Source organism: Deltaproteobacteria bacterium (assembly GCA_013151235.1).
Classification (GTDB): Bacteria; CG2-30-53-67; CG2-30-53-67; order CG2-30-53-67; family CG2-30-53-67; genus JAADIO01.
The window spans coordinates 1-19,831 of the sequence record JAADIO010000007.1; the positions used below are offsets into that span (position 1 = coordinate 1).

At 54.0% G+C, this 19,831-nt stretch carries 15 protein-coding genes and 2 pseudogenes; 16 read left to right on the top strand and 1 reads right to left on the bottom strand.

Features of this window, described 5'->3' with window-relative positions; all coding sequences use genetic code 11:
• From dxs to GXP58_01830, 15 genes and pseudogenes are all read left to right on the top strand, one after another.
• The coding region (gene dxs, locus GXP58_01760) for a 1-deoxy-D-xylulose-5-phosphate synthase (protein ID NOY52329.1) at nucleotides 1–1,323 on the top strand (1,323 nt) is incomplete at its 5' end.
• A complete protein-coding gene (locus tag GXP58_01765) occupies nucleotides 1,304–2,032 on the top strand; it encodes a TlyA family RNA methyltransferase (protein NOY52330.1) in 729 nt (242 codons plus the stop codon). The genes dxs and GXP58_01765, both read left to right, overlap by 20 nt.
• A gap of 194 nt (nucleotides 2,033–2,226) precedes the next feature.
• Nucleotides 2,227–2,858, top strand: a pseudogene (locus GXP58_01770) (uracil-DNA glycosylase).
• 81 nt (nucleotides 2,859–2,939) lie between these two features.
• Nucleotides 2,940–4,793 carry an adenylate/guanylate cyclase domain-containing protein gene (locus GXP58_01775; GenBank protein NOY52331.1) on the top strand — a complete coding sequence of 618 codons (1,854 nt, stop codon included), beginning with the start codon at nucleotides 2,940–2,942 and terminating at the stop codon, nucleotides 4,791–4,793.
• Between the two features lie 158 nt (nucleotides 4,794–4,951).
• Complete coding sequence (locus tag GXP58_01780; GenBank protein NOY52332.1) at nucleotides 4,952–5,896, top strand: glycosyltransferase family 2 protein; 945 nt, start codon at nucleotides 4,952–4,954, stop codon at nucleotides 5,894–5,896.
• A 90-nt stretch (nucleotides 5,897–5,986) separates the two neighbouring features.
• A complete protein-coding gene (locus tag GXP58_01785) occupies nucleotides 5,987–7,273 on the top strand; it encodes a flippase (protein ID NOY52333.1) in 1,287 nt (428 codons plus the stop codon).
• Complete coding sequence (gene glf / locus GXP58_01790; protein ID NOY52334.1) at nucleotides 7,258–8,406, top strand: UDP-galactopyranose mutase; 1,149 nt, start codon at nucleotides 7,258–7,260, stop codon at nucleotides 8,404–8,406. The genes GXP58_01785 and glf overlap by 16 nt, the downstream gene beginning before the upstream one ends.
• Before the next feature lie 9 nt (nucleotides 8,407–8,415).
• On the top strand, nucleotides 8,416–9,444 hold the full coding sequence (locus tag GXP58_01795) for a glycosyltransferase (protein NOY52335.1): 1,029 nt from the start codon (nucleotides 8,416–8,418) through the stop codon (nucleotides 9,442–9,444).
• Between the two features lie 33 nt (nucleotides 9,445–9,477).
• Nucleotides 9,478–10,593: a glycosyltransferase family 4 protein gene (locus GXP58_01800; GenBank protein NOY52336.1), complete on the top strand. Its 1,116-nt coding sequence runs from the start codon at nucleotides 9,478–9,480 to the stop codon at nucleotides 10,591–10,593.
• Between the two features lie 65 nt (nucleotides 10,594–10,658).
• Complete coding sequence (locus GXP58_01805) at nucleotides 10,659–11,573, top strand: glycosyltransferase family 2 protein (protein ID NOY52337.1); 915 nt, start codon at nucleotides 10,659–10,661, stop codon at nucleotides 11,571–11,573.
• Nucleotides 11,570–12,688, top strand: coding sequence for a glycosyltransferase family 4 protein (locus GXP58_01810; protein NOY52338.1), 1,119 nt, complete (start codon nucleotides 11,570–11,572; stop codon nucleotides 12,686–12,688). The genes GXP58_01805 and GXP58_01810 overlap by 4 nt, the downstream gene beginning before the upstream one ends.
• A 1-nt stretch (nucleotide 12,689) precedes the next feature.
• Nucleotides 12,690–14,777, top strand: a complete 2,088-nt coding sequence (locus tag GXP58_01815) for a hypothetical protein (GenBank protein NOY52339.1) — start codon at nucleotides 12,690–12,692, stop codon at nucleotides 14,775–14,777.
• A gap of 11 nt (nucleotides 14,778–14,788) precedes the next feature.
• Complete coding sequence (locus GXP58_01820; GenBank protein ID NOY52340.1) at nucleotides 14,789–17,497, top strand: tetratricopeptide repeat protein; 2,709 nt, start codon at nucleotides 14,789–14,791, stop codon at nucleotides 17,495–17,497.
• A 422-nt stretch (nucleotides 17,498–17,919) separates the two neighbouring features.
• Nucleotides 17,920–18,012 (top strand): annotated as a pseudogene (locus GXP58_01825) (prepilin-type N-terminal cleavage/methylation domain-containing protein).
• A 547-nt stretch (nucleotides 18,013–18,559) separates the two neighbouring features.
• The gene (locus tag GXP58_01830) at nucleotides 18,560–18,949 is read left to right on the top strand and encodes a prepilin-type N-terminal cleavage/methylation domain-containing protein (protein ID NOY52341.1); all 390 of its coding nucleotides are present in this window, start codon (nucleotides 18,560–18,562) and stop codon (nucleotides 18,947–18,949) included.
• 58 nt (nucleotides 18,950–19,007) lie between these two features.
• Here the strand turns inward: GXP58_01830 and GXP58_01835 are convergent, their stop codons facing one another.
• Complete coding sequence (locus GXP58_01835; protein ID NOY52342.1) at nucleotides 19,008–19,313, bottom strand: type II toxin-antitoxin system VapC family toxin; 306 nt, start codon at nucleotides 19,311–19,313, stop codon at nucleotides 19,008–19,010.
• Between the two features lie 141 nt (nucleotides 19,314–19,454).
• Here GXP58_01835 and GXP58_01840 point away from each other — a divergent pair.
• A partial coding sequence (locus tag GXP58_01840; GenBank protein NOY52343.1) for a tRNA (N6-isopentenyl adenosine(37)-C2)-methylthiotransferase MiaB occupies nucleotides 19,455–19,831 on the top strand: 377 nt, incomplete at its 3' end.

Consider the following 19,831-nt stretch of genomic DNA (forward strand, 5'->3'; position numbering starts at 1 on the left):
ATCCAGAAGATTGTCGAGAATCTTTTGAAAAACATCCCCGGGATCGGGGAATCGATGCTGAAGGTGGCGAAACGGCTGGAGGATTCGCTGAAAGGACTGGTGGTTCCCGGCATGGTCTTCGAGGAACTTGGGTTCGAGTATGTCGGGCCGATTCAGGGACATCGTTTTGACCGGTTGATTCAGACCTTCGAAAATGTGAAGAAGCTCAACCGGCCGGTCCTGGTCCATGTGGCGACACAGAAGGGAAAGGGGTATGAGCCGGCCGAAGAAAGGCCTTCTCTTTTTCACGGCGTGGGACCCTTCGACCGGGAGACGGGACTCCTCCGGAAAAAACCGGACGGCCCCCCGGCCTATACGGAGGTTTTCGGCAGGATCCTGACCCGTCTGGCCTTCGAAGACGAGAAGATCGTCGCCGTTTCCGCAGCCATGCCGGGAGGCACGGGACTGAAATATTTTGCCGGGAAGTTTCCCGAACGGTTCTACGACGTCGGAATCGCCGAGCAGCACGGCGTGACCTTCTCGGGCGGGCTGGCGGCGGAAGGGTTCAAGCCGGTGGCGGCAATTTACTCCACTTTCCTGCAGCGGGCGTACGACCAGATTGTCCATGATGTCTGTCTGCCCGATCTTCCCGTGGTCTTTGCCCTGGATCGGGCCGGACTCGTCGGAGACGACGGGCCGACCCATCACGGCAATTTCGATCTTTCCTATCTGAGGCATATACCCAATCTGATTGTCATGTCTCCCAAGGATGAGAATGAACTTCAGAACATGATCAAGACGGCCCTCGATTGCGGCCATCCTGCGGCGGTCCGTTATCCGAGGGGGACCGGGGAGGGGGTGGAACTTGATCCCTACCCGAGGGCGCTGACCGTCGGGGAAGCCGAGCGTTTGACCCTTGGGTCGGATGCGGCCATCTTCGCCGTCGGCCATACCGTAAATCCTGCCTTACGTGCGGCGAGATTGCTCAATCGGAAGGGGATTCATGTCTCGGTCATCAACGCCCGATTCATCAAGCCGGTGGACCGAAAGATGATTCGGGAACTGGCCGAAGAGACGGACTGTTTCGTCACGGTGGAAGAGAACTCTCTTCTCGGCGGATTCGGGAGCGCCGTCCTTGAGGTGATTGCAGAGGAAAGGCTTTGGGACCTGCGTGTTCATCGGATCGGTCTGCCCGACCATTTTATTGAACAGGGGCCGCAGGATCTGCTGCGCAGAAAATACGGACTCGACGAGAAGGGGATTGCCCGTCAGGTGGAACGTTTTCTGCGTACCCGGCGTACGGATCCCGCCCTTGACTTTCTGCATGAAAACAAGAATCGATAAACTCCTTGTGAGTCGTCATCTGGCGCCCAGCCGGGAAAAGGCCCGGGCCATGATCCTGGCCGGGCAGGTGATCGTGGATGACAAACGGGTGGACAAGCCGGGAACCCTGGTGGAAACGGAAGATGCGATCCGGGTTCGTGACGGTGGAAATCCCTACGTAAGCCGCGGCGGGCTGAAGCTGGCAAAGGCGCTTCAAACCTTTCAGCCCGAGCTTCATGGCAAGGTGACGCTTGATGTGGGCGCCTCCACCGGGGGGTTCACCGACTGTCTTCTCCGAGGCGGGGTGAAAAAGGTCTACGCCCTTGATGTGGGCTATGGGCAGCTTGCCTGGTCGCTCCGCCAGGATCCCAGGGTGGTCGCCATCGAGCGGACCAATATCCGGCATGTCACGCCTGCAATCCTGCCGGAGCCCTTTGATCTTGTCACGATTGATGTCGCCTTTATCTCCCTGACCTATGTGTTGCCGGTTGTGACTCCGCTGTTGAAGGATCATGGAGAGATCATTGCACTGATCAAACCGCAATTTGAAGTCGGAAAAGGGGAGGTCGGGAAGAATGGGGTTGTGCGGGATCCTGCGAAGCATGAAGCCGTGGTGGAGAAGATCAGGTCTTTTGCGGAAGGGATCGGTCTTGTGCCTTCAGGTGTGATCGAGTCACCGATCCTGGGACCGAAGGGGAACAGGGAGTTTGTGATTTATTTGAAGGGGTAGGGCAAAAGAACAAAGGCACAGAGGGGCAAAGGGGCAAAGGCACAGAGGCAAGGGCAAAGGCATGAACCACGGGGAACACGGGGAAAATACAAAATGAAAAACAAAAGATGAAAGATGAAAAGATGAATCCCAACTCCCCCCGTGACGAAATGTTGCAGATCGTCGGTGATCTGAAGCGCCGTCTTTCTCTTCAGATGCCGGAAATCCCTTGGTGTGATGTGGTGCAGGAGGATGCGGAGAGGGGAGGTAAATCGATGGCGGCGGTGGATCATACTCTTGAACGTGCAACCACTCTGGATGAGGTGCGGGCGATTCTCGGTGACTGCACCCGCTGCCGTCTGCATGAAAAACGGCAAAAGATTGTTTTCGGACAGGGCAATCCCGATGCCCGTCTGATGTTCGTTGGGGAAGGTCCCGGCGCCGATGAAGACCGTCAGGGGCTCGCCTTTGTCGGGAGGGCCGGGCAGCTTCTGACAAAGATCATTGCCGCCATCGGTTTGAGCCGTGAGGAGGTTTTTATCGCTAATATCGTTAAGTGCCGTCCACCGGGAAACCGGGATCCCCAGGAGGATGAGATCCGGGAATGCATCCCGTTTCTCAAGGCACAGATCAACGTGATCCGGCCGAAGATTATCTGTACACTCGGGGCGCCGGCGTCGAAGACGAGACCACCGCGCCGATCTCAAAACTGCGCGGCCGGTTCCACGACATGGACGGGATTGCTGTGATGCCGACCTATCATCCAGCCTACCTTCTCCGGAATCCCGCGCAGAAGAGACCTGTATGGGAAGACATGCAAAAGGTGCAGGCTTTCTATCAGGAGTGAGTCCGGAGCTTTATGGAAGGGGGGAGGGGGGATTTGTCATCTTTCGACCGGTTCCGGCCGGCCGGCGATCGGGAAGGTTTCATGAAACAGATTCTTGAAGAGAGTGCAAAAGATGCCGGATCACTGAAATATGTTCGTCTTCACCGTCAGGAAATCGGTGAACTCTTCGGGGATCCTCTGCCGCGCCTGCCTCATGGGGATGAAGGAGCCGACGGCCGGTACAGAATCCATGTGGACTTTTTTGCCTCCTTCGGTCTTCTCGTGCGGGAATGGTTGCAGTCTGCCTCGCAAAGTGTTTCGGAATCCGTCGATCTTGCTGCCGGGGAGGATCCTTCCGGAAAACTCCTCGATGCGTTGACAAAGGTGGGAGTCCGGGCTGTCTTGCAGGGACGCCGGAATGGGCTATATAATCTCTTTTTCCTTTCTCTCTCCAAGGTCTTCGCCGAGGCCGTCAACGATTTCTATTCCCGGGGCGGCCGGAAGCCTTATCACAAGTTTCTTCTCCACCCGGCGCTCTCCGCCCTGTTGGTCCAGGTTCACCAACGGGTCCGGCAGGAAGTGGAGACCACAAAGCCCGGGGCCGCCGCCTTTCACCTCGGAACCGACTTCAACGATTCCCTGCTGCGGGCGGTCCTTTATGATCAGCTTTCCTGTGTGACCACCGAACGGGAAGATGTGACCGTCGAAAATGTCCTGGGTATTTGTAACCCTCGTTTTCCGCTTGCACTGGAAGGTTTCAGGGAGATTTATCGAATTCTGCGAAAGCGGCTCCAGCAGGTTCTGGATGGGCGCCGGGAATCGGGAAGAGAGGAACTGGAAACGATACTCGGCGTTGAAGACCTGTCGGAGCAGTCTCCGGCCGTACTTCTGAATCAACCGGGCGTACTCCGTTATCTCTTCCTGGATTATGAAAATGTAGGCAAACCGATTCGCTCTTCCCGGTTATTGCGCGGGCAGGGAATTTCTTACGCCTTCCTTTGCACAACATATCTGGATCTGATTACCGTCCTGAAACGGAATGAAGTTATTCAGTTGCTGAAGAGACGTGTAGAGATCCTCTCCGATCGTCAGGCGGCCCGTTCCGAGGAACTCTACAGTGCCGGGAGTCTCTACCGTTTCTTTGAAGAGGGAAGGATCCTGAACGATGCACGGGAGGTCACCACCGTCTTCCTCGATCTGCGGGGGTTTACGAGCAAGTCCGAGGAAGCGATCTCCGCCGAGGAGTTGACGGATCAGCTCTATGCCCTCTTTGACCCGATTGTCCCGTTGGTGCATGAGTTCAATGGTGAGATCGATAAATTTACCGGTGACGGGATGATGATCACCTTCGGTGTGGGCGGCCGGAAAAAAGCGGACCCTTTGAATGCGCTTCGCTTGGCCATCCGGGTTCAGGAGAACGTCCGGGCCTTGCGCAGTTCCGGCAAAACGGAGTTTGAGATGGGAATCTCCATCCATTCGGGAACCGTTTTCGTGGCCCATTTCTTTGCCGGGGATGAGAGTGTTGACCGGACGGTGATCGGTCGGAATGTCAATATCGCCGGGCGTCTCTCCTCCGCCGGAGATCTTGTCCGGCATGAACGGGAGAAGCAGGAATTTGATGATCTGGTAAATTCTCTCTCGCTCAGTCTGGGACATGAAGAGGATCGGTCCGGGTTTCTGAAAACAGTCCGGACCCGGAAAAATATCGGTCGGCCGATCTCCGGGGTTTCCGTCGATGGAGAGGGAAACCTCTACAACCAGGGAGTGGTCGTCAGCCATCAGACGGTGGAAACAATCGGGAAACTTGTAACGCTTCAGTCCGGCGAAGATCAGGAGATGGGCTTTCTCTATTTTCGCGATCCCGTTCTCGACCGGACCGTCAGCCTCTATTATGTCGGCGACGTCAAGTTCAAGGGAGTGGAGAGCGCCTTTCCGGTCTATGCGGTACTGCTGTGATGTGCAATCTTTGCGAACACAATTTTTCTTCTTTTCTGTTGTCCCATCCTGAAAAATGTTTTATAATTTAAGAAGTTAGCGGTCAGGTGGTGAAAAGTTTGTGAGCGTTCGCTGCAATCTTTCTTCTTTTCCTTCAGAATTTTATTGAGTTCGTAATTATGCCGAAACCGATGATCTCCGTCGTGGTTCCCGTCTATGACGAGGAGGGGAGCCTTGAAGTGCTTGCTTCTGAAATCCGAACGGTCCTTGGTCCCCTGCCGAACGAATACGAAGTGATTTTCGTGAATGACGGCAGCCGGGACGGTTCCACTGCGAGATTGGCGGCCTTGCATAAAGACGATCCCACGGTGAAGGTGGTGGAACTGCGAGATAACTTCGGGAAATCGGTCGCCCTGTCGGTGGGATTCGAGCACGCGAACGGGGAGATCATCTTCACCATGGACGCCGACCTGCAGGACGATCCGAAGGAGATTCCCCGGTTTCTGGAAAAAATAGAGGAAGGTTACGACCTTGTCTCCGGCTGGAAATTCAAGCGCCACGACCCGGTGGGCAAGACATTCCCTTCGAAGATCTTCAACCGGGTCGTTTCCATGATGACCGGTATCAAACTGCACGATTTCAACTGCGGTTTCAAATGCTACCGGCGGGTGGTCGTGCAAAATGTCCGGATCTACGGTGAACTGCACCGCTTCGTCCCGGTCCTGGCCCGCTGGAAAGGGTTCCGGGTGGCGGAGATCAAGGTCGATCATCACCCGAGGCTGCACGGGGTATCCAAGTACGGAGTGGAGCGGTTTACGCGCGGGTTCCTCGATCTGCTGACAGTTCTCTTCCTGACCCGCTACCTGAAACGGCCGCTCCACCTCTTCGGGGGAATCGGCCTCTTCTGTCTGGTCCCCGGTCTGCTCCTGAGCGCATGGTTCGTGATTCAATGGCTGATCGGTGTTCCCATGCATGTCCGGCCCTTCATGGTCTTCGGCTGGGTGGCGATCATCCTCGGCATACAGTTCATCTCAATGGGGCTTTTGGGGGAGATGCTGATCCATTCGTTTCACACCTATAAGCAGCGGGAAGACCCGTCGATTATCCGTAGAACCATGCTGTAGAATTTCTGTACGGAAGAAGAGATTGATCTACCGGGAAACAGGCCGATATGTACAGGATCCGCTCCCTGGAGTTGTGTATTGTTCAATGGGATGATGAATAGAGGTGACACTCTTGCGAAGAAAAGGCTCCTGTCAAACTTCGCTTCGCTTTCCGTCCTTCAGGGGGCGAATTACCTGTTGCCCTTCATAACCCTTCCCTATCTTGTCCGTGTTCTTGGGCCGGAGAAGTTCGGGCTTGTCGCCTTCGCCCAGGCCTTTATACAGTATTTCAATATCCTGACCGATTACGGGTTCAACCTTTCGGCTACCCGCGAGATATCCATACACAGGGAAGATGGTAACGAGTTGTCCGGGATATTCAGCGCCGTCATGATGATAAAGCTTGCACTGCTGGCCCTGTCGGCGGTCATCATGTTATGCATCGTCTTTTCTTTCGGCAGGTTCTATCAGCAACGGCTGGTATATTACTATGCCTTCGGCATGGTGGCGGGGCAGTGCATATTCCCCGTCTGGTTTTTTCAGGGGATGGAAAGGATGAAATATATCACCTTCCTGAATATATCGGCCAGGCTGATCTTCACAGTCTGCATCTTTGTCTTCGTTCATGACGTGAATGATTACATCTATGTACCCCTGATCAACTCACTGGGTTTCATGACGGCAGGCATTCTCGCCTTCGTGATCGTCTTTAAGGACTTCCACGTGCGGTTTACACTCCCTTCCGTGGAAAGGATAAGGCACCAGTTGAAAGAAGGTTGGCATATATTCATCTCCACCGTTGCAATCAGCCTGTACACGACCTCCAATACGTTCATACTGGGGCTCCTGACCAATGACACCATCGTAGGGTACTATTCCGCGGCGGAGAAGATCATCAGGGCCGTACAGGGGCTGTTGACTCCGGTCTCCCAGGCGGTCTATCCCTATGTAAGCCGGTTGATTCATACGGCGAGGGGAGAGGGGATCCGGTTCCTGCGCAGAATGACGGTCATGGTCGGAGGTGTAAGTTTCGTCCTTTCTGCGATCATCTTTTTCTCGGCGGGTATAATCGTAAGGCTGGTTCTGGGCGGCCGGTATTCGGAATCCGTTGCGGTCCTGAGGATACTCTCCTTCCTCCCCTTTGTCATTGCGTTGAGCAACATATTCGGGATCCAGACCATGCTGAACCTGGGTTACAAGAAGGCTTTCTCCAGGATATTAATCGGTGCGAGTCTGTTGAATATCGTCCTTGCGTTCATCCTTGTTCCTCCGTTCCGGCAGACAGGCATATCCTTTGCCGTCCTGGTTTCGGAGACCGTCGTTACGGTTTCCATGTTTGTCTACCTGCAAGGAAGAGGGATCCGGATGTTGGGAGGCAAGGTATGCCGGACTATATAGTAGTGGGATCAGGTTTCGCGGGAAGTGTAATCGCAGAGCGGATCGCGAACGTCCTTGACCGCAATGTCCTGGTGATAGAGAAAAGGAGTCATGTCGGCGGCAACTGTTATGATTCCAGGGATGCAACCGGTATCCTGGTCCACCGTTACGGCCCTCATCTCTTCCACACGAACCGGAAGGACGTCTTTGACTATCTTTCCGGTTTTACCGGCTGGCGTACATACCATCACCGGGTCCTGGCCTGTGTAGGCGACAGGAAGATACCCCTGCCGTTCGATCTGAAGACATTACACATGGTATTTCCTGAAGAGACGGCGGCAGGGATCGAGAGCAGACTCGTCAGACGTTATCAATACGGCACAAAGGTTCCCATCCTGGATCTCATGAAGGAGGATGACCCCTCCTTAAGGCTGCTTGCGGATTATATATACAACAATATATTCCTGAATTACACGGCAAAGCAGTGGGGAGTAAGGCCGGAGGATGTGGATCCTGCGGTGACCGCCAGGGTGCCGGTCCTTGTCGGCAGGAACGACGGATATTTCGATGATCGTTACCAGGCGGTTCCTGAAGAAGGCTATTCCAGGATGTTTGAATGTATGCTGGATCATCCGAAGATTGAGCTGATGCCGGGCACCGACTCCGGTGATGTGCTGTCCGTCAACCCCACGACCGGCAGGATATATTTCAAGGGGGTGGAGTTCAGGGGCAAGGTCGTCTTCACCGGCATGATTGATGAACTCTTCGGTTTCAAACTGGGGGCGCTTTCCTACCGTTCCTTGGACCTGGAGTTCGAGACGCTTGATCAGGAATATTACCAGGAGGTCGCCACCGTTAATTATCCCAACGATCATGCCTTCACGAGGATCACCGAGTTCAGGCATATTCACCCGGTGGATGTAAACAGGACGGTCATCCTGAAAGAATATCCGAAGACATACAGGGCGGGAAGGGATATACCTTACTATCCTGCTCTTACGAATGAAACCGCTGATCTATATGAAAAATACAAGGCTCTTGCCGCCCGGTCAGAAAACCTGGTCCTCGTCGGGAGACTGGCGGAGTACAAGTATTATGACATGGACGATATCGTCAAGAGGTCGCTGGATCTGTTCGAGGAAGAAATCAGGTGAGGAGAAGCTGTGAAAGATAGTGTATGTGCTGTCGTGGTTACCTATAACAGAAAACATCTTCTCATTGAATGCCTTGAAGCGCTTTTGAACCAGGCAAGACCGATACAGGCCATCTGTCTGATAGATAATCTTTCAACCGATGGAACGCCTGAGTTGCTTTCAGCAAAAGGGTATATAGGTGATCTCCTTCCGGTCGATCTGCTGGAGCCTTTTGAACAGAAATGTGAGGTGAATAATTCGGCCGATGGAAAGCCGGTAGAGATTTACTATGTGCGGATGCACGAAAATGTTGGTGGTGCGGGTGGATTCCATGAAGGACTAAAAAGAGCGTATGAAAGAGGATTTGATTGGTTCTGGTTGATGGATGATGATGCCGAACCCACGCAAGGATCCTTGGCGAAGTTGCAGGAACATTTCGGCGCGAATGATATCGCGGCATTGGCATGCAGTGTACTGTCGGATGACGGTCGGATAGCCTATCATCACAGAGGTCTCATAGATCTGAGACGTGTTTTCCCTCTTCTACAAAAGCCGTTATTGCAAGAAAGCTACACATCTTCCGTGGTAAAAATAGATATGGCCTCTTTCGTGGGATTGTTGGTCGGCAGAGAAGCCGTGAGCCGGATAGGTTATCCCAAGAAAGAATTTTTCATTCATCATGACGATGTCGAATACTCCATGCGACTGAGAAAAGCGGGAGAGATGCTTCTTGTTCCCGGTAGCAGGATGATCCATAAAGAGGCTGCACAATGTATACAAAAAAGATTTTTTGGGATGGATGTCGCCAGGATACCTTTTAATCGTTTTTGGCTTACATATTATGGTATGAGAAATCTGGTATGGCTGGGAAATCGCTACTCAAAAAACAGGGTTGGTTTCTATTCAGGATGGACCATCAAGTTGTTACGCACTATAACGGGGATATTGCTGCTGGACGATAATAAGTTTCAACGCATTAGATTAGTTGTTCAAGCTTATCGTGACGGGTTGGGAGATACTTTTGACAATGATAAGCCGCGCAAGTATTCTTTTCTGTAAATGTCTATTCTGTATACGAACGGTTGATCTATTATGAGAATCTGTTACTTCGGCACGTACGAAAAGGACTATCCCCGCAACCGGATTGTGATCCGTGGGCTGCGCCGCAGCGGGATCGAGGTTGTGGAATGCCACTTCCCGCTCTGGGAGCGGAGGGAGGACAAGACCGGAGGTTTTCTCTCGGCGGGATCGTTGCTGGTCGTCGCCCTCCGTCTCATCCGGGCCTACCTGGTCCTTGCCGTGCGGTTCTTCCGGGCAGGAAGTTTTGATTGCCTTATGGTAGGATACATCGGGCAGATGGATATCTTCCTCGCGAGATTCCTCCTTATGTTCAGAAGGCGCCCCCTGATATTCAACCCCCTCGTATCACTCTACGATACCCTCGTGATTGACCGGGGAATCTTTCGCAGGGGTTCCATCACGGCCGGCCTTCTTTTCCGGATAGACCGGTGGTCCTTGCAACTGGCGGACCATGTGATCCTCGACACGAACGCCCATATCGACTATATCTCCGGACTGTTCGGTATAGACCGCGCTAAATTCATCCGGGTCTTCGTCGGCGCCGACGAGGATATCTTTTTCCCGAGGGAGGCTCCGGAGAGGGACGACGGATCCTTCCGGGTCCTCTTCTACGGCAAGTTCATTCCGCTCCACGGCATCCATCACATACTTCATGCAGCTAAGGCCCTGGAGGGGGATCCAACGATTCGTTTCCGGATCATAGGGCGGGGACAGCTCTCTGGCGAGATCCATGCACTCGCAGGAAAGCTGGATCTGAAGAACGTGGAGTTCGTCGATTGGGTTCCCTACGAAAAACTCCCGGAGGAGATCGCCGCGGCTGATCTTTGCCTCGGGATCTTCGGCGACACGGAAAAGACGCAGAGGGTGATCCCGAACAAGCTCTTCCAGGCCCTGGCCTGCGGCAGGCAGGTCTTGACGCTCGATACGCCGGCGGTGCGGGAGTTGGGGCCGGATCGCTCCGGATCCCTTTACACGGTTTTCTCACCTGGAGATCTTGTGGGAGTTATCCGCTATCTGGCGCTGCATCCTTCGGGACCAGGCATGCCCCTTGGTGGGGATATGAGAAGGCCGGCCTATGCCTGTCATGATCTTGTTGAGCCGCTTACCGCTGTCTTGGGCTGTTTGTAGGAGAGTATGCCCGTACTCCTGGATTTACAGGGTGTGTTTTTCATTGATTGCAAGAGGAGCTGTTCATGAGGTGCAGGAGCCTTGCCGTGGTTCTTAACTGGAAGAGGGGCGGTATGACATGCCGCTGCCTGGAGTCTCTTGCAAAGGGCGGTTGGGAGGGAAGGGTCTGTGTCGTGGATAACGGATCGGCCGACTCATCCGTGGAGGTGATCCGTGAATATGTCGAAGGACGGGAAGGAATCGTTCTCGTCGAACTTCCGGAAAACATGGGTTTTGCCGGGGCAGTGAACCGTGCAGTGAAGGCCGCCGGGCATGAGGCGGAGCGTGTACTTATTATCAACAATGATGCCTTCGTGGAGGATGACGCGGTACGGTGTCTTTGGAAGGCGATGGATGATGATCCGGCGATAGCCGTGATAGGTCCTAAGATCATGCAGCCCGGGGAGCCGCCACGGATCGATTCGGCAGGATGCCGGGGGATCATTCAGCTTGCACAGCCCTTCATGCGGGGGCATGGGAAAGCGGACAGGGGGCAGTATGACCATCCGGAAGATGTGGAATACGTGACCGGTGCATGCCTGATGGTGCGTATGGATGTATTTGAAAGGGTCGGCGGTTTCGACGAAGATTTTTTCATGTATTTCGAGGACTGGGACTTCTGCCGCAGGGTCCGGCAGTCGGGGGGGCGATGCGTCTTCCTTCCTTCCGCCGTGGTTACGCATATAGGATCCGCTTCCACCGGCGATACGACCCCTTTCTATCATTACCATCATGCCCGCAGCAGGATCCTCTTTGCCAGGAAACACCTCTCTGCCTCCGTGTTCTGGTGTCTCTTCGTTCCTTACATGTTCTTTTACCGCGTTATCTTCCAGGGAATCCGCATGATCGTGGCTGGGATGCCCCGGAACGCCGCTGCCATCCTCTACGGGGTTTTGTGGCACCTCGGGGTGCGGAGAGATGAAAGGCCGGGCTTGTCATGAAGGTAGCTATTGCGGCAATTGCGGGCGCCCTTGGAGGACCGCGCAGTTATGCACGGGAACTCGTCCGTGCCTTGACCGGGCTGGCCGGAGAGGACGACTTCTACGTGCTGACCGATGATCGTGCCGCCTGGGATGATGCGGGCGGTGAGGTTATGGAACTGCCGATGCGTTCTTCCTACACGCGCCCGCTCTGGGATCACTGGAAGGTGCCTCGGGCGTTGAGGTCCCTGGATGTCGATCTGTTCCACCATACGAAGAACGTGGTGCCGCTCTTTTGTCCCGCGAAATGCGTGGTGACCATCCACGACCTTGCACCTTTCCTTTATCCCGATACCTTCACCTTCCTGCAGGGTATCCACCTGCGCACACATATCCGTTTTGCCGCAAGAAGGGCGGATGCGGTCATCGCCGTCTCCTCTAACACCCGGGATGATATCATCCGCCATTTCCATGTGCCGGAGAACCGCGTCCGTGTCGTATATAACGGGGTATCTCCGGTTTTTTCCCGCTCCCCCGGCGACGGGGAACTGGCGGGATGCCGTGCAAGGTATCGCCTCCCCGGCCGGTTCATCCTCTATGCCGGGACGATCCAGCCCCGGAAGCAGGTGGATATGCTGATCCGGGTCTATCACCGGCTGAGGGAGGAGGAAGGAATCCCGCACCATCTGGTGGTCGCGGGACGCATGGGGTGGAAGTCGGGCGGGCTCCATGAAACTGTCCGGTCCCTGGGATTGAACGACGTGGTCCACTTTACCGGCGCCGTCGACGGTCACGATCTTCCCCTGATCTACAGGTCGGCCGAGGTCTTTGTCAACCCAAGCCTCTACGAGGGGTTCGGCCTTACCTGTGTCGAGGCGATGGCATGCGGGACGCCGGTGGTGGCCTCCGGCGTCTCTTCGATCCCTGAAGTGGTGGGGGATGCCGGCCTGCTCTTCGATCCGTCGGACGAGGAATCCCTCTTCCGGGCGCTTCTGACGGTCATCCGTGAGGAAGGGCTGCGGGAACTGCTCCGGCAAAAAGGAATTGACCGTGCCCGAAAATTCTCATGGGAAAAGGCCGCGGCGGGAACGCTGGAGGTCTACAGGTCAGTATTGCAAAACAGGGGAGGCGCCTGATATGGGTACTTTATTAACGGTCGAGCGCCGCCGCAGGGCCTTCTTCTATATGGTGCTTGTCGCGGTCTGCGCAGCGGCTGTCTATCTGAACACGTTCACGAACGGCTTCGTCATGGACGACCGGACGATGATCGCCGAAAACGGCGCCATACGGTCCCTTGGAAATATATGGAATATACTGCTCCACGATTACCGCCCCTTGCGAACCATAAGCTATGCCCTGGACTATGCCGCCTGGGGGCTGAATCCCTTCGGTTATCACCTGACCAACATCTTCCTGCATGTTCTGAACTGCCTGTGCCTTTACGGGATTGTAAGGATTCTTTTCGGAAGCGAAAGGACCGCCCTTTTCGCTTCGCTCCTCTTCGCCGTCCATCCTCTCCATACCGACGCCGTGAGTTATCTCTCCGGACGGCGGGATGTCCTTTTTTCATTCTTCTATCTTTTAGGCTTCTACTTCTTCCTCCGCTACAGGAGGCGGAAAAAAAGGAAGCGTTATCTGGCAATTGTCCTGCTCGCTTTCCCGCTGAGCATGCTCAGCAAGGAAATGGCCGCCTCATTCCCGCTCCTCCTGCTGGGGTACGACATGATTTTTCCAGGGGCCGGTCCGGCGGAGGATGGCAAGGCGGGTCCGGGCCGGAGGTTCCGCCGTTCGGTTCTGCCGGTCATGCGGCGCCACTTCCTGTTTTATCTTTTTCTCTTTTCCATGGTGCCGGCCTTTGCCTATTATTACATATGGATGCGCCATGCCTCGGAGATGGTGACCGCAAAGGGTGTGCAATGGTGGGGCGGCAGCGTCCTGTCGAATTTCATGACCGTTGCATCCGTCCTGGCACACGATGTCCGCCAGACCCTATTCCCGGTCCGGCTGGTTGCCGATTATTTTGCCTTTCCCCTTGTCACTTCGGGATCGGATCCGGAGTTCATCAGGTCGGTCCTGCTGCTCATCACGGCAGGCGCACTCTTTTTGATCGCCCTTCGCCGTGAGAAGAGAATAGCCTTTTCTCTCTTTTGGTTCTTTGTAACGCTTCTTCCGGTGATGCAGATAATCCCTCACCACGATCTCCTGGCGGATCATTTTCTATACCTGCCTTCCGCGGGTGCCTGCATGATTGGAGGGTTCCTCTTCGACAGGGTCATGAACCATGGCAAACTTGCGGGAGTTGCAGCAGCGCTTCTGATCCTGACGCTGGGATGTTTCTCGGTCCGGACATGGCGCAGGAACCGGGTCTGGAAGAACAATATCACAATCTATTTGGATGACCTGAAGACCTATCCGGATAATAACCGTGTACGCCTTCTCCTTGGAATGATGTTCATGAAGGCACATCTCTACGACATGACCGAAGACGAATTTGGTAAGGCCGAAAGAGGAGAGCGTTTTTTTCCTGAGGCCTACGCATATGATGGTTTTATCCATTACAAACGCGGGGAATATAAAAAAGCGCTCCGCCTGGAGCTAAAGGCGCTTTCTGTAAAGGATCTGCCCATGGCACATTTTGTTCAGGGGCTGGTGTATGAACGGTTTGAGCAATGGCGGCAGGCGTTTGATGCCTACGGGAAGGTTTCGAAGGGGCGTTTCCACACTGCGGCGCTCTTCGGCCGGTTCAAGTGCGCCCGCCTCCTGTGCGATAGGGAAGGAGCAAGGCTTTCGGCCCGGGCATACCTTGCGGCCACGGGACCGCTGGTGCAGGGGGGCGGCCCGGGCAGGGACGTCCTGCAGAAACGTGCACTGTGCAGGGAATGGCTGAACAGGCGGGCGGACCGGCGGAAAGATTGTGAGGACCGTCCAACCGGGTCCGGCAGGACGGGGCTCCGGCACCTTGCTGATACGATTCATTCTTATGAAAGAAGAATTGCAAAGGCGCCTGATGATGCGGAGGCGCACCGGCGGTTGGGGATGATCTACCTGAAGAAGGTGGAGGATCTCCCCCGCGCCTACAGACATCTTGCCCGGTCGCTGCGGCTTGCCCCGGGGCAGTCCCATGCGGTGAAGATGAAACGGATCACGGAGGACCTTAATCGGCTCTATGAGAACTACTCCCGCAAAACCGGGATCAGTATTACCGTTCTGCTGGGGGGCCGGTAAAAGGCGAGAGCATGGTGAAAGGGATAATGGACATGGATCGTGGAACTCTATTCGGAGATCGTGACGGGAAATACCACAGGGAAGGGCTGATCATCCTTTTGCTGGTGGCGCTTTCATCTGTTGTTTACATGAACTCCATCTTCGGAGGTTTCGTCCTTGACGACATGGTCCTGATCCAGAAGAACCCGGTGATCCATTCTCTTTTCGATATCCGGCTCCTGACCTACCGTTGGCTAAGGACCTTCTCCTATGCCGTCGATTACTCTCTCTGGGGGCTCAATCCGGTCGGGTACCATCTTTCCAATATTTTTTACAACACCCTGACGGTCCTGTTGGTCTATTTCCTCACGAAGCGATTGACGAAGAACCTGACGATCACCTTTGTTGCGTCTCTTCTCTTCGCTCTGCATCCGATTCATACGGAAGCGGTCAGTTATCTCTCCGGGCGGCGGGATATTCTGTCCGCACTGTTCTACCTGCTCGGATTCATCTTGTACCTCAAGGGGAGGGGAGGCGGGGGGCGCCTCTATTATGCCGGAGCCTTCCTTGCCTATCTGCTCAGCATTTCCGCCAAGGAGATGGGGGTGACGCTCCCGGTCCTGATCGTGGCATATGAAATCCTGCATGAAATAGATGAAGACTGGGATGCCCCCGCTTCCACGATTCGTTTGTTTGTGCGTGCCGTCCGATCCAACCTGGCCCGCTTCCGGTGGCTCATCACATTGTCCATTTTGCTGGTCGCGGGATATCTCTACGTCGATCTCTTTCTTGAACATGCCTCCGGGATGGTCAGTGCAAAGGGAATCAAGTGGTGGGGCGGGAATCCGGTCTCCAATTTCGCGACCGTGGCCACGGTGCTTGCTTCCTACATGAAGAAACTGCTCTTCCCCGTGGTTCTCCGCTTCGACTACCGGATGTTTCCGCTCCGGCACTCCCTCCTGGATATGGGGGTAATCTCATCCCTGGCACTGCTTGCCGGGTTGCTTCTGCTTTCTTTCGTATTTATCCGAAGGCGTCCTGCCGTAACATTCGGAATATGGTTCTTCTTCATCACATTATTGCCGGTCATGCAGATCATCCCGCATCACATGCTGATGGCGGAGCATTATCTCTATCTTCCCTCTTACGGATTCTGCCTCTTGGCCGGAATCCTTGCGGAGAGGATCCATTACAGGCATAAACTCATTATTCTCTTCCTCGCTGCCGGGGTTCTTGTCTGCCTGCTCTTTTTCGTCCGTACTGTTGCCCGGAACCAGGACTGGCTCGACACATTCACTCTGACGGCGGAGGGGCTTCGTCACGATCCGAAGGAGCCTGTTTATCACTTTTTCCGGGGGCACGCCTACCACCTCGTTCACCTTGAGCGGAGCGCCTGGCGGGAGTTGGAAAAGGCGGTTTATCCGAACCTCTACCGGGACTCGAAGCTGTTCGCGATCAGGGCCGTGATCCTTTTCGAGCAGGGGGAATATGAGAAAGGAGAGAAAGAGACAAAGAAAGCCCTTGACATAGACCCCGATGATCAAATGGCGCTTGTTAATGGAGGCTATTTTGCCTTAATGATGGGTGACAATCAAAAAGCCCTTCACTATTATCTGAAGGTGCGGCCGGATTATGAAGGAGGGGGACACCTTCAGAACATAGCAAAGATCTACCTGGAAGAAGGAAAGGTCAAACGGGCCGAGAAAACCATGAGACGGGCTCTTTCTCTCCATTCCTACAGGGCTGTATTTCACTATGACTTGGCCGAGGTCCTGATCAGGGAACTTAAGTTTGACCAAGCAGCGGAGCAGTACAAAAAGGTTCTGCGTTTTGCAAAGAACGACCCCGAACCCTCCGAATACTTGAAGGATGTTCCACAGAAGCTTAAGTGGGCTGAACGGTTCAGGCAAAGGCTGTCTGCCGTAAAGAGCAATATGGGGGGCGGAGAAACGGGGAGAGAGATCGCCTATGTCCGGCTGTATCTTGATGCCGGGAACAATGGCGAGGCGGCCAGGAGACTGAGGTCCGCAATAGGTGCGGGAGATGATTCTTATGGGACACGCTGTCTTTTGGGATCTGCTTTGCTGAGAGAGGGCAAGAGGGATGAGGCGCTGAAGGCAGTTGAGGGCATTAAACTTGCGAACGGGATGCTCTCCGATGAGGAGCTTGCAACACTGGTCGATATCTTCTCGCAGAATCTCAGGATTAACAAGGCCATTGATTTTGTGCGTGAACTGATCCGGCGGCACCCGGGGAAGAGCTCATACAGGGATCAGTTTGCTGCATTGAAAGGGATGGGTGAACTGCAGAAGAGATGGCGTCGCCTTGATTATGAAGGAGATCCGTTTGGCGCTGCCATTGCCGAGGGTGATCTTTATGTGAAGGTTGGAAGGATAAAAGAGGCGCTGCGGTGCTATGAGTCGGCTATCCAACAGAAACCTGATGATCCGGATCTGCTCCGAAAGCTTTATAGCTTTTACGAGCCGAGGGGATACCCGTACCGGAGGAAGGCAATCCAGACCGGGCGTACTCTCCTGAAAATCGATCCGAAGGACTCACGGATCGCCCTCCGCCTCTGGCGGTTCTATTATGATAAGGTTGAGGACTACGAAAGTGCTCTCATCTATCTCGAAAGAGCGGTCAAGGCCGATCATGATCGGGCGGACAATCGGAAAACAAGATCGGCCCTTAAAACCTTGAAACAATATGTGCGGACATACAAAAGTGAGGTTGTACAGTGAATGGTGATGGGGGAGAGTTCCTGATCGTAACGGGAGATCCGGAGAGGGATTGACATTTTTCGTCTCCCGACTGTATATTGTGTCAGTCTTTGTATCCTTATGATATTTAACGATAAAACACAACAGGGTCTCTTAATTCGCAGATAGATTTGAAGTATGTTGGCCGAAATTGTCCGGATGTTGCGTCTATAGGCCGGTTGCATCGGAAAGAGTATTGTGAGATAAAAGCTATGAATATCAATGTGTTATGTCTAAATATCAACCGGTCTGTTACGTTGGCACAGGCCTTGCTTGTATAACCGTGCAGTTGCAGAGTGATAAATTACAATCTTTCATACAAAGGAGGTGAGTGGCTTCATTACAGTATCGTTAGAGGTTTTTACCGTCTTTAAACAACGTAAAGGAGTTTTGAAATGATGACTATCAACAAGAATGAACATGGTTTTACCCTGATCGAACTGATGATCGTTGTGGCGATCATCGGGATCCTGGCCGCTGTGGCTATTCCCGGCTATATCGGTTTCCAGGAGAAATCAAGAAAAGGTGCGATCATTGGTGCTGCATCGAACGCTGCGGCGGAAATTCAGGGTTGGCTGAGCGTCTCGCTCAACCCCAATGGTAATTTGAGGGAAGTGGACACTGACGGAAACGGTGTTGTGGATAGTAGTGATGCCACCGATTCAACACTGAACGGTGCAGTAGCCACGACATATATCACTATGAGGACGGCTATGGGAGATACGTCGCCCTGGAGTACGAGTGCTTTATGGGTGTCAGGTTCTTCAGCTCAACAAGGTCAGATTGCGCTCACTCAGTCTGGAAACAGTGTTACTATTCGTGCCTATGATAATAGTTCCACACCTGTTCTTTTGTACACCAAGACGGTCAGCGCCGACTGATCTGATGATCTCTTGAACTTTGAGACGGGGTGGGCCGGATTTAGGCCCACCCCTGTTTCTTGTTTCTGGGGAGATATCGTGGTTATAGGGAAGGGAAATAATGTTTTCAACTAAACGGCCGCTCCGGAGCAGTAACCGATTGATATTCCGAAGAGGAATGATCATGAAAAGAGAGGATGGTTTTTCCCTGATTGAACTGATGGTGACCATCGCCATTATCGGGATCCTCGCCGCCATTGCCATCCCGACCTACACCGGGTATCGTCTCAAGGCGGAGCGATCCATCGCCTGGACGGACCTGCAGAGTCTGCGGCTCCTTGAAGAGCAGTATTATGCGGAGAATAATGCCTATGTCGAAGGTGCCGATACGGCAACTTTAAAAACCAACCTTCCCGGTTTTCAGCCCGATTCCGGGTCGCAATACGATTATGATGTGGCCTTTTCAGGAACGAACAACCAGACCTTCACTGCTAGAGCCACCCGCAAATCCGGTACCGGCAGTGATACCGGCTCCCCCTGGACGATCGATAATACCAACACCCGGAACTGGTAGGACTGTAACAACGGCAAACTGATGGAAATAGATGAAAACTTCCGTCAGAATCTTCAGGTCAATAGGAGATGAGTGGCAGATTTGTTTGATTGAAGTCGTTGCCCTTGAAAAGAAGGGGCTCGCCGGCATATTTGGAGAGTGCATAGGTACAGCAGTCTCCCAAATTCAGCCCCGCAGGATGCCGCCCCTTGCCGTAGATTCTCCAGGCCTTTCTAGCCAGTTCGGACTGTTCCGGGGTTATGTTGACGATTTCAATCCGGGAGCGATGCAGGAGAAGATCGAACTCCCGGCCCCCAGGTTCACCCCCCCAATTAGCGATAGGAGTTTCACCCGAGACAAAACCCCTTCTGGTTTCAAGGTTTATATTGAGTTAACGGCACACCTGACTCCCCCGCAGGGGGAGCATACCCCCTGTCACGCAGCCGAGCATCGCAGAAGGAGAGGGGAAAACGGCGTAAGAGAAAATCCATTGCCATCTTCCCCCAAATCATGCTAAAAAAAGGGCATGAAAACCAAGACCGTCTATCTGAAAAATTTCGGTTGCCAGATGAACAATGCCGATGCGGAACAGCTCCTCGGCGTTCTGCACCGGGTCGGCTACCGGTCGGCGGACCGGCCGGAGGGGGCCGATCTGATCTTGCTGAACACCTGTGCGATTCGCGAGAAGGCGGAGCAGAAGGTATTCAGCGATCTCGGCAGGCTGAAAATTTTCAAGGCGAGGGATCCGGGGGTTCTGATCGGGGTTCTCGGCTGCGTGGCCCAGGCCGAAGGGGAGAAGATCCTTGGCCGGGAACCGGCAGTTGATTTTGTCGTCGGTACCCGGGGGATGGCGGAACTTCCGGAGATCATCCGCAAGGCGGAAGCGGGGGAGAAGAGTCTCTT

Excerpts from the sequence above, each read along its gene's own strand:
- GXP58_01765 (NOY52330.1), top strand. The coding sequence starts at position 1,304 with ATGAAAACAAGAATCGATAAACTCCTTGTGAGTCGTCATCTGGCGCCC.
- GXP58_01775 (NOY52331.1), top strand. The coding sequence starts at position 2,940 with ATGAAACAGATTCTTGAAGAGAGTGCAAAAGATGCCGGATCACTGAAA.
- GXP58_01780 (NOY52332.1), top strand. The coding sequence starts at position 4,952 with ATGCCGAAACCGATGATCTCCGTCGTGGTTCCCGTCTATGACGAGGAG.
- GXP58_01785 (NOY52333.1), top strand. The coding sequence starts at position 5,987 with ATGATGAATAGAGGTGACACTCTTGCGAAGAAAAGGCTCCTGTCAAAC.
- glf (NOY52334.1), top strand. The coding sequence starts at position 7,258 with ATGCCGGACTATATAGTAGTGGGATCAGGTTTCGCGGGAAGTGTAATC.
- GXP58_01800 (NOY52336.1), top strand. The coding sequence starts at position 9,478 with ATGAGAATCTGTTACTTCGGCACGTACGAAAAGGACTATCCCCGCAAC.
- GXP58_01805 (NOY52337.1), top strand. The coding sequence starts at position 10,659 with ATGAGGTGCAGGAGCCTTGCCGTGGTTCTTAACTGGAAGAGGGGCGGT.
- GXP58_01810 (NOY52338.1), top strand. The coding sequence starts at position 11,570 with ATGAAGGTAGCTATTGCGGCAATTGCGGGCGCCCTTGGAGGACCGCGC.
- GXP58_01815 (NOY52339.1), top strand. The coding sequence starts at position 12,690 with ATGGGTACTTTATTAACGGTCGAGCGCCGCCGCAGGGCCTTCTTCTAT.
- GXP58_01820 (NOY52340.1), top strand. The coding sequence starts at position 14,789 with ATGGTGAAAGGGATAATGGACATGGATCGTGGAACTCTATTCGGAGAT.
- GXP58_01830 (NOY52341.1), top strand. The coding sequence starts at position 18,560 with ATGAAAAGAGAGGATGGTTTTTCCCTGATTGAACTGATGGTGACCATC.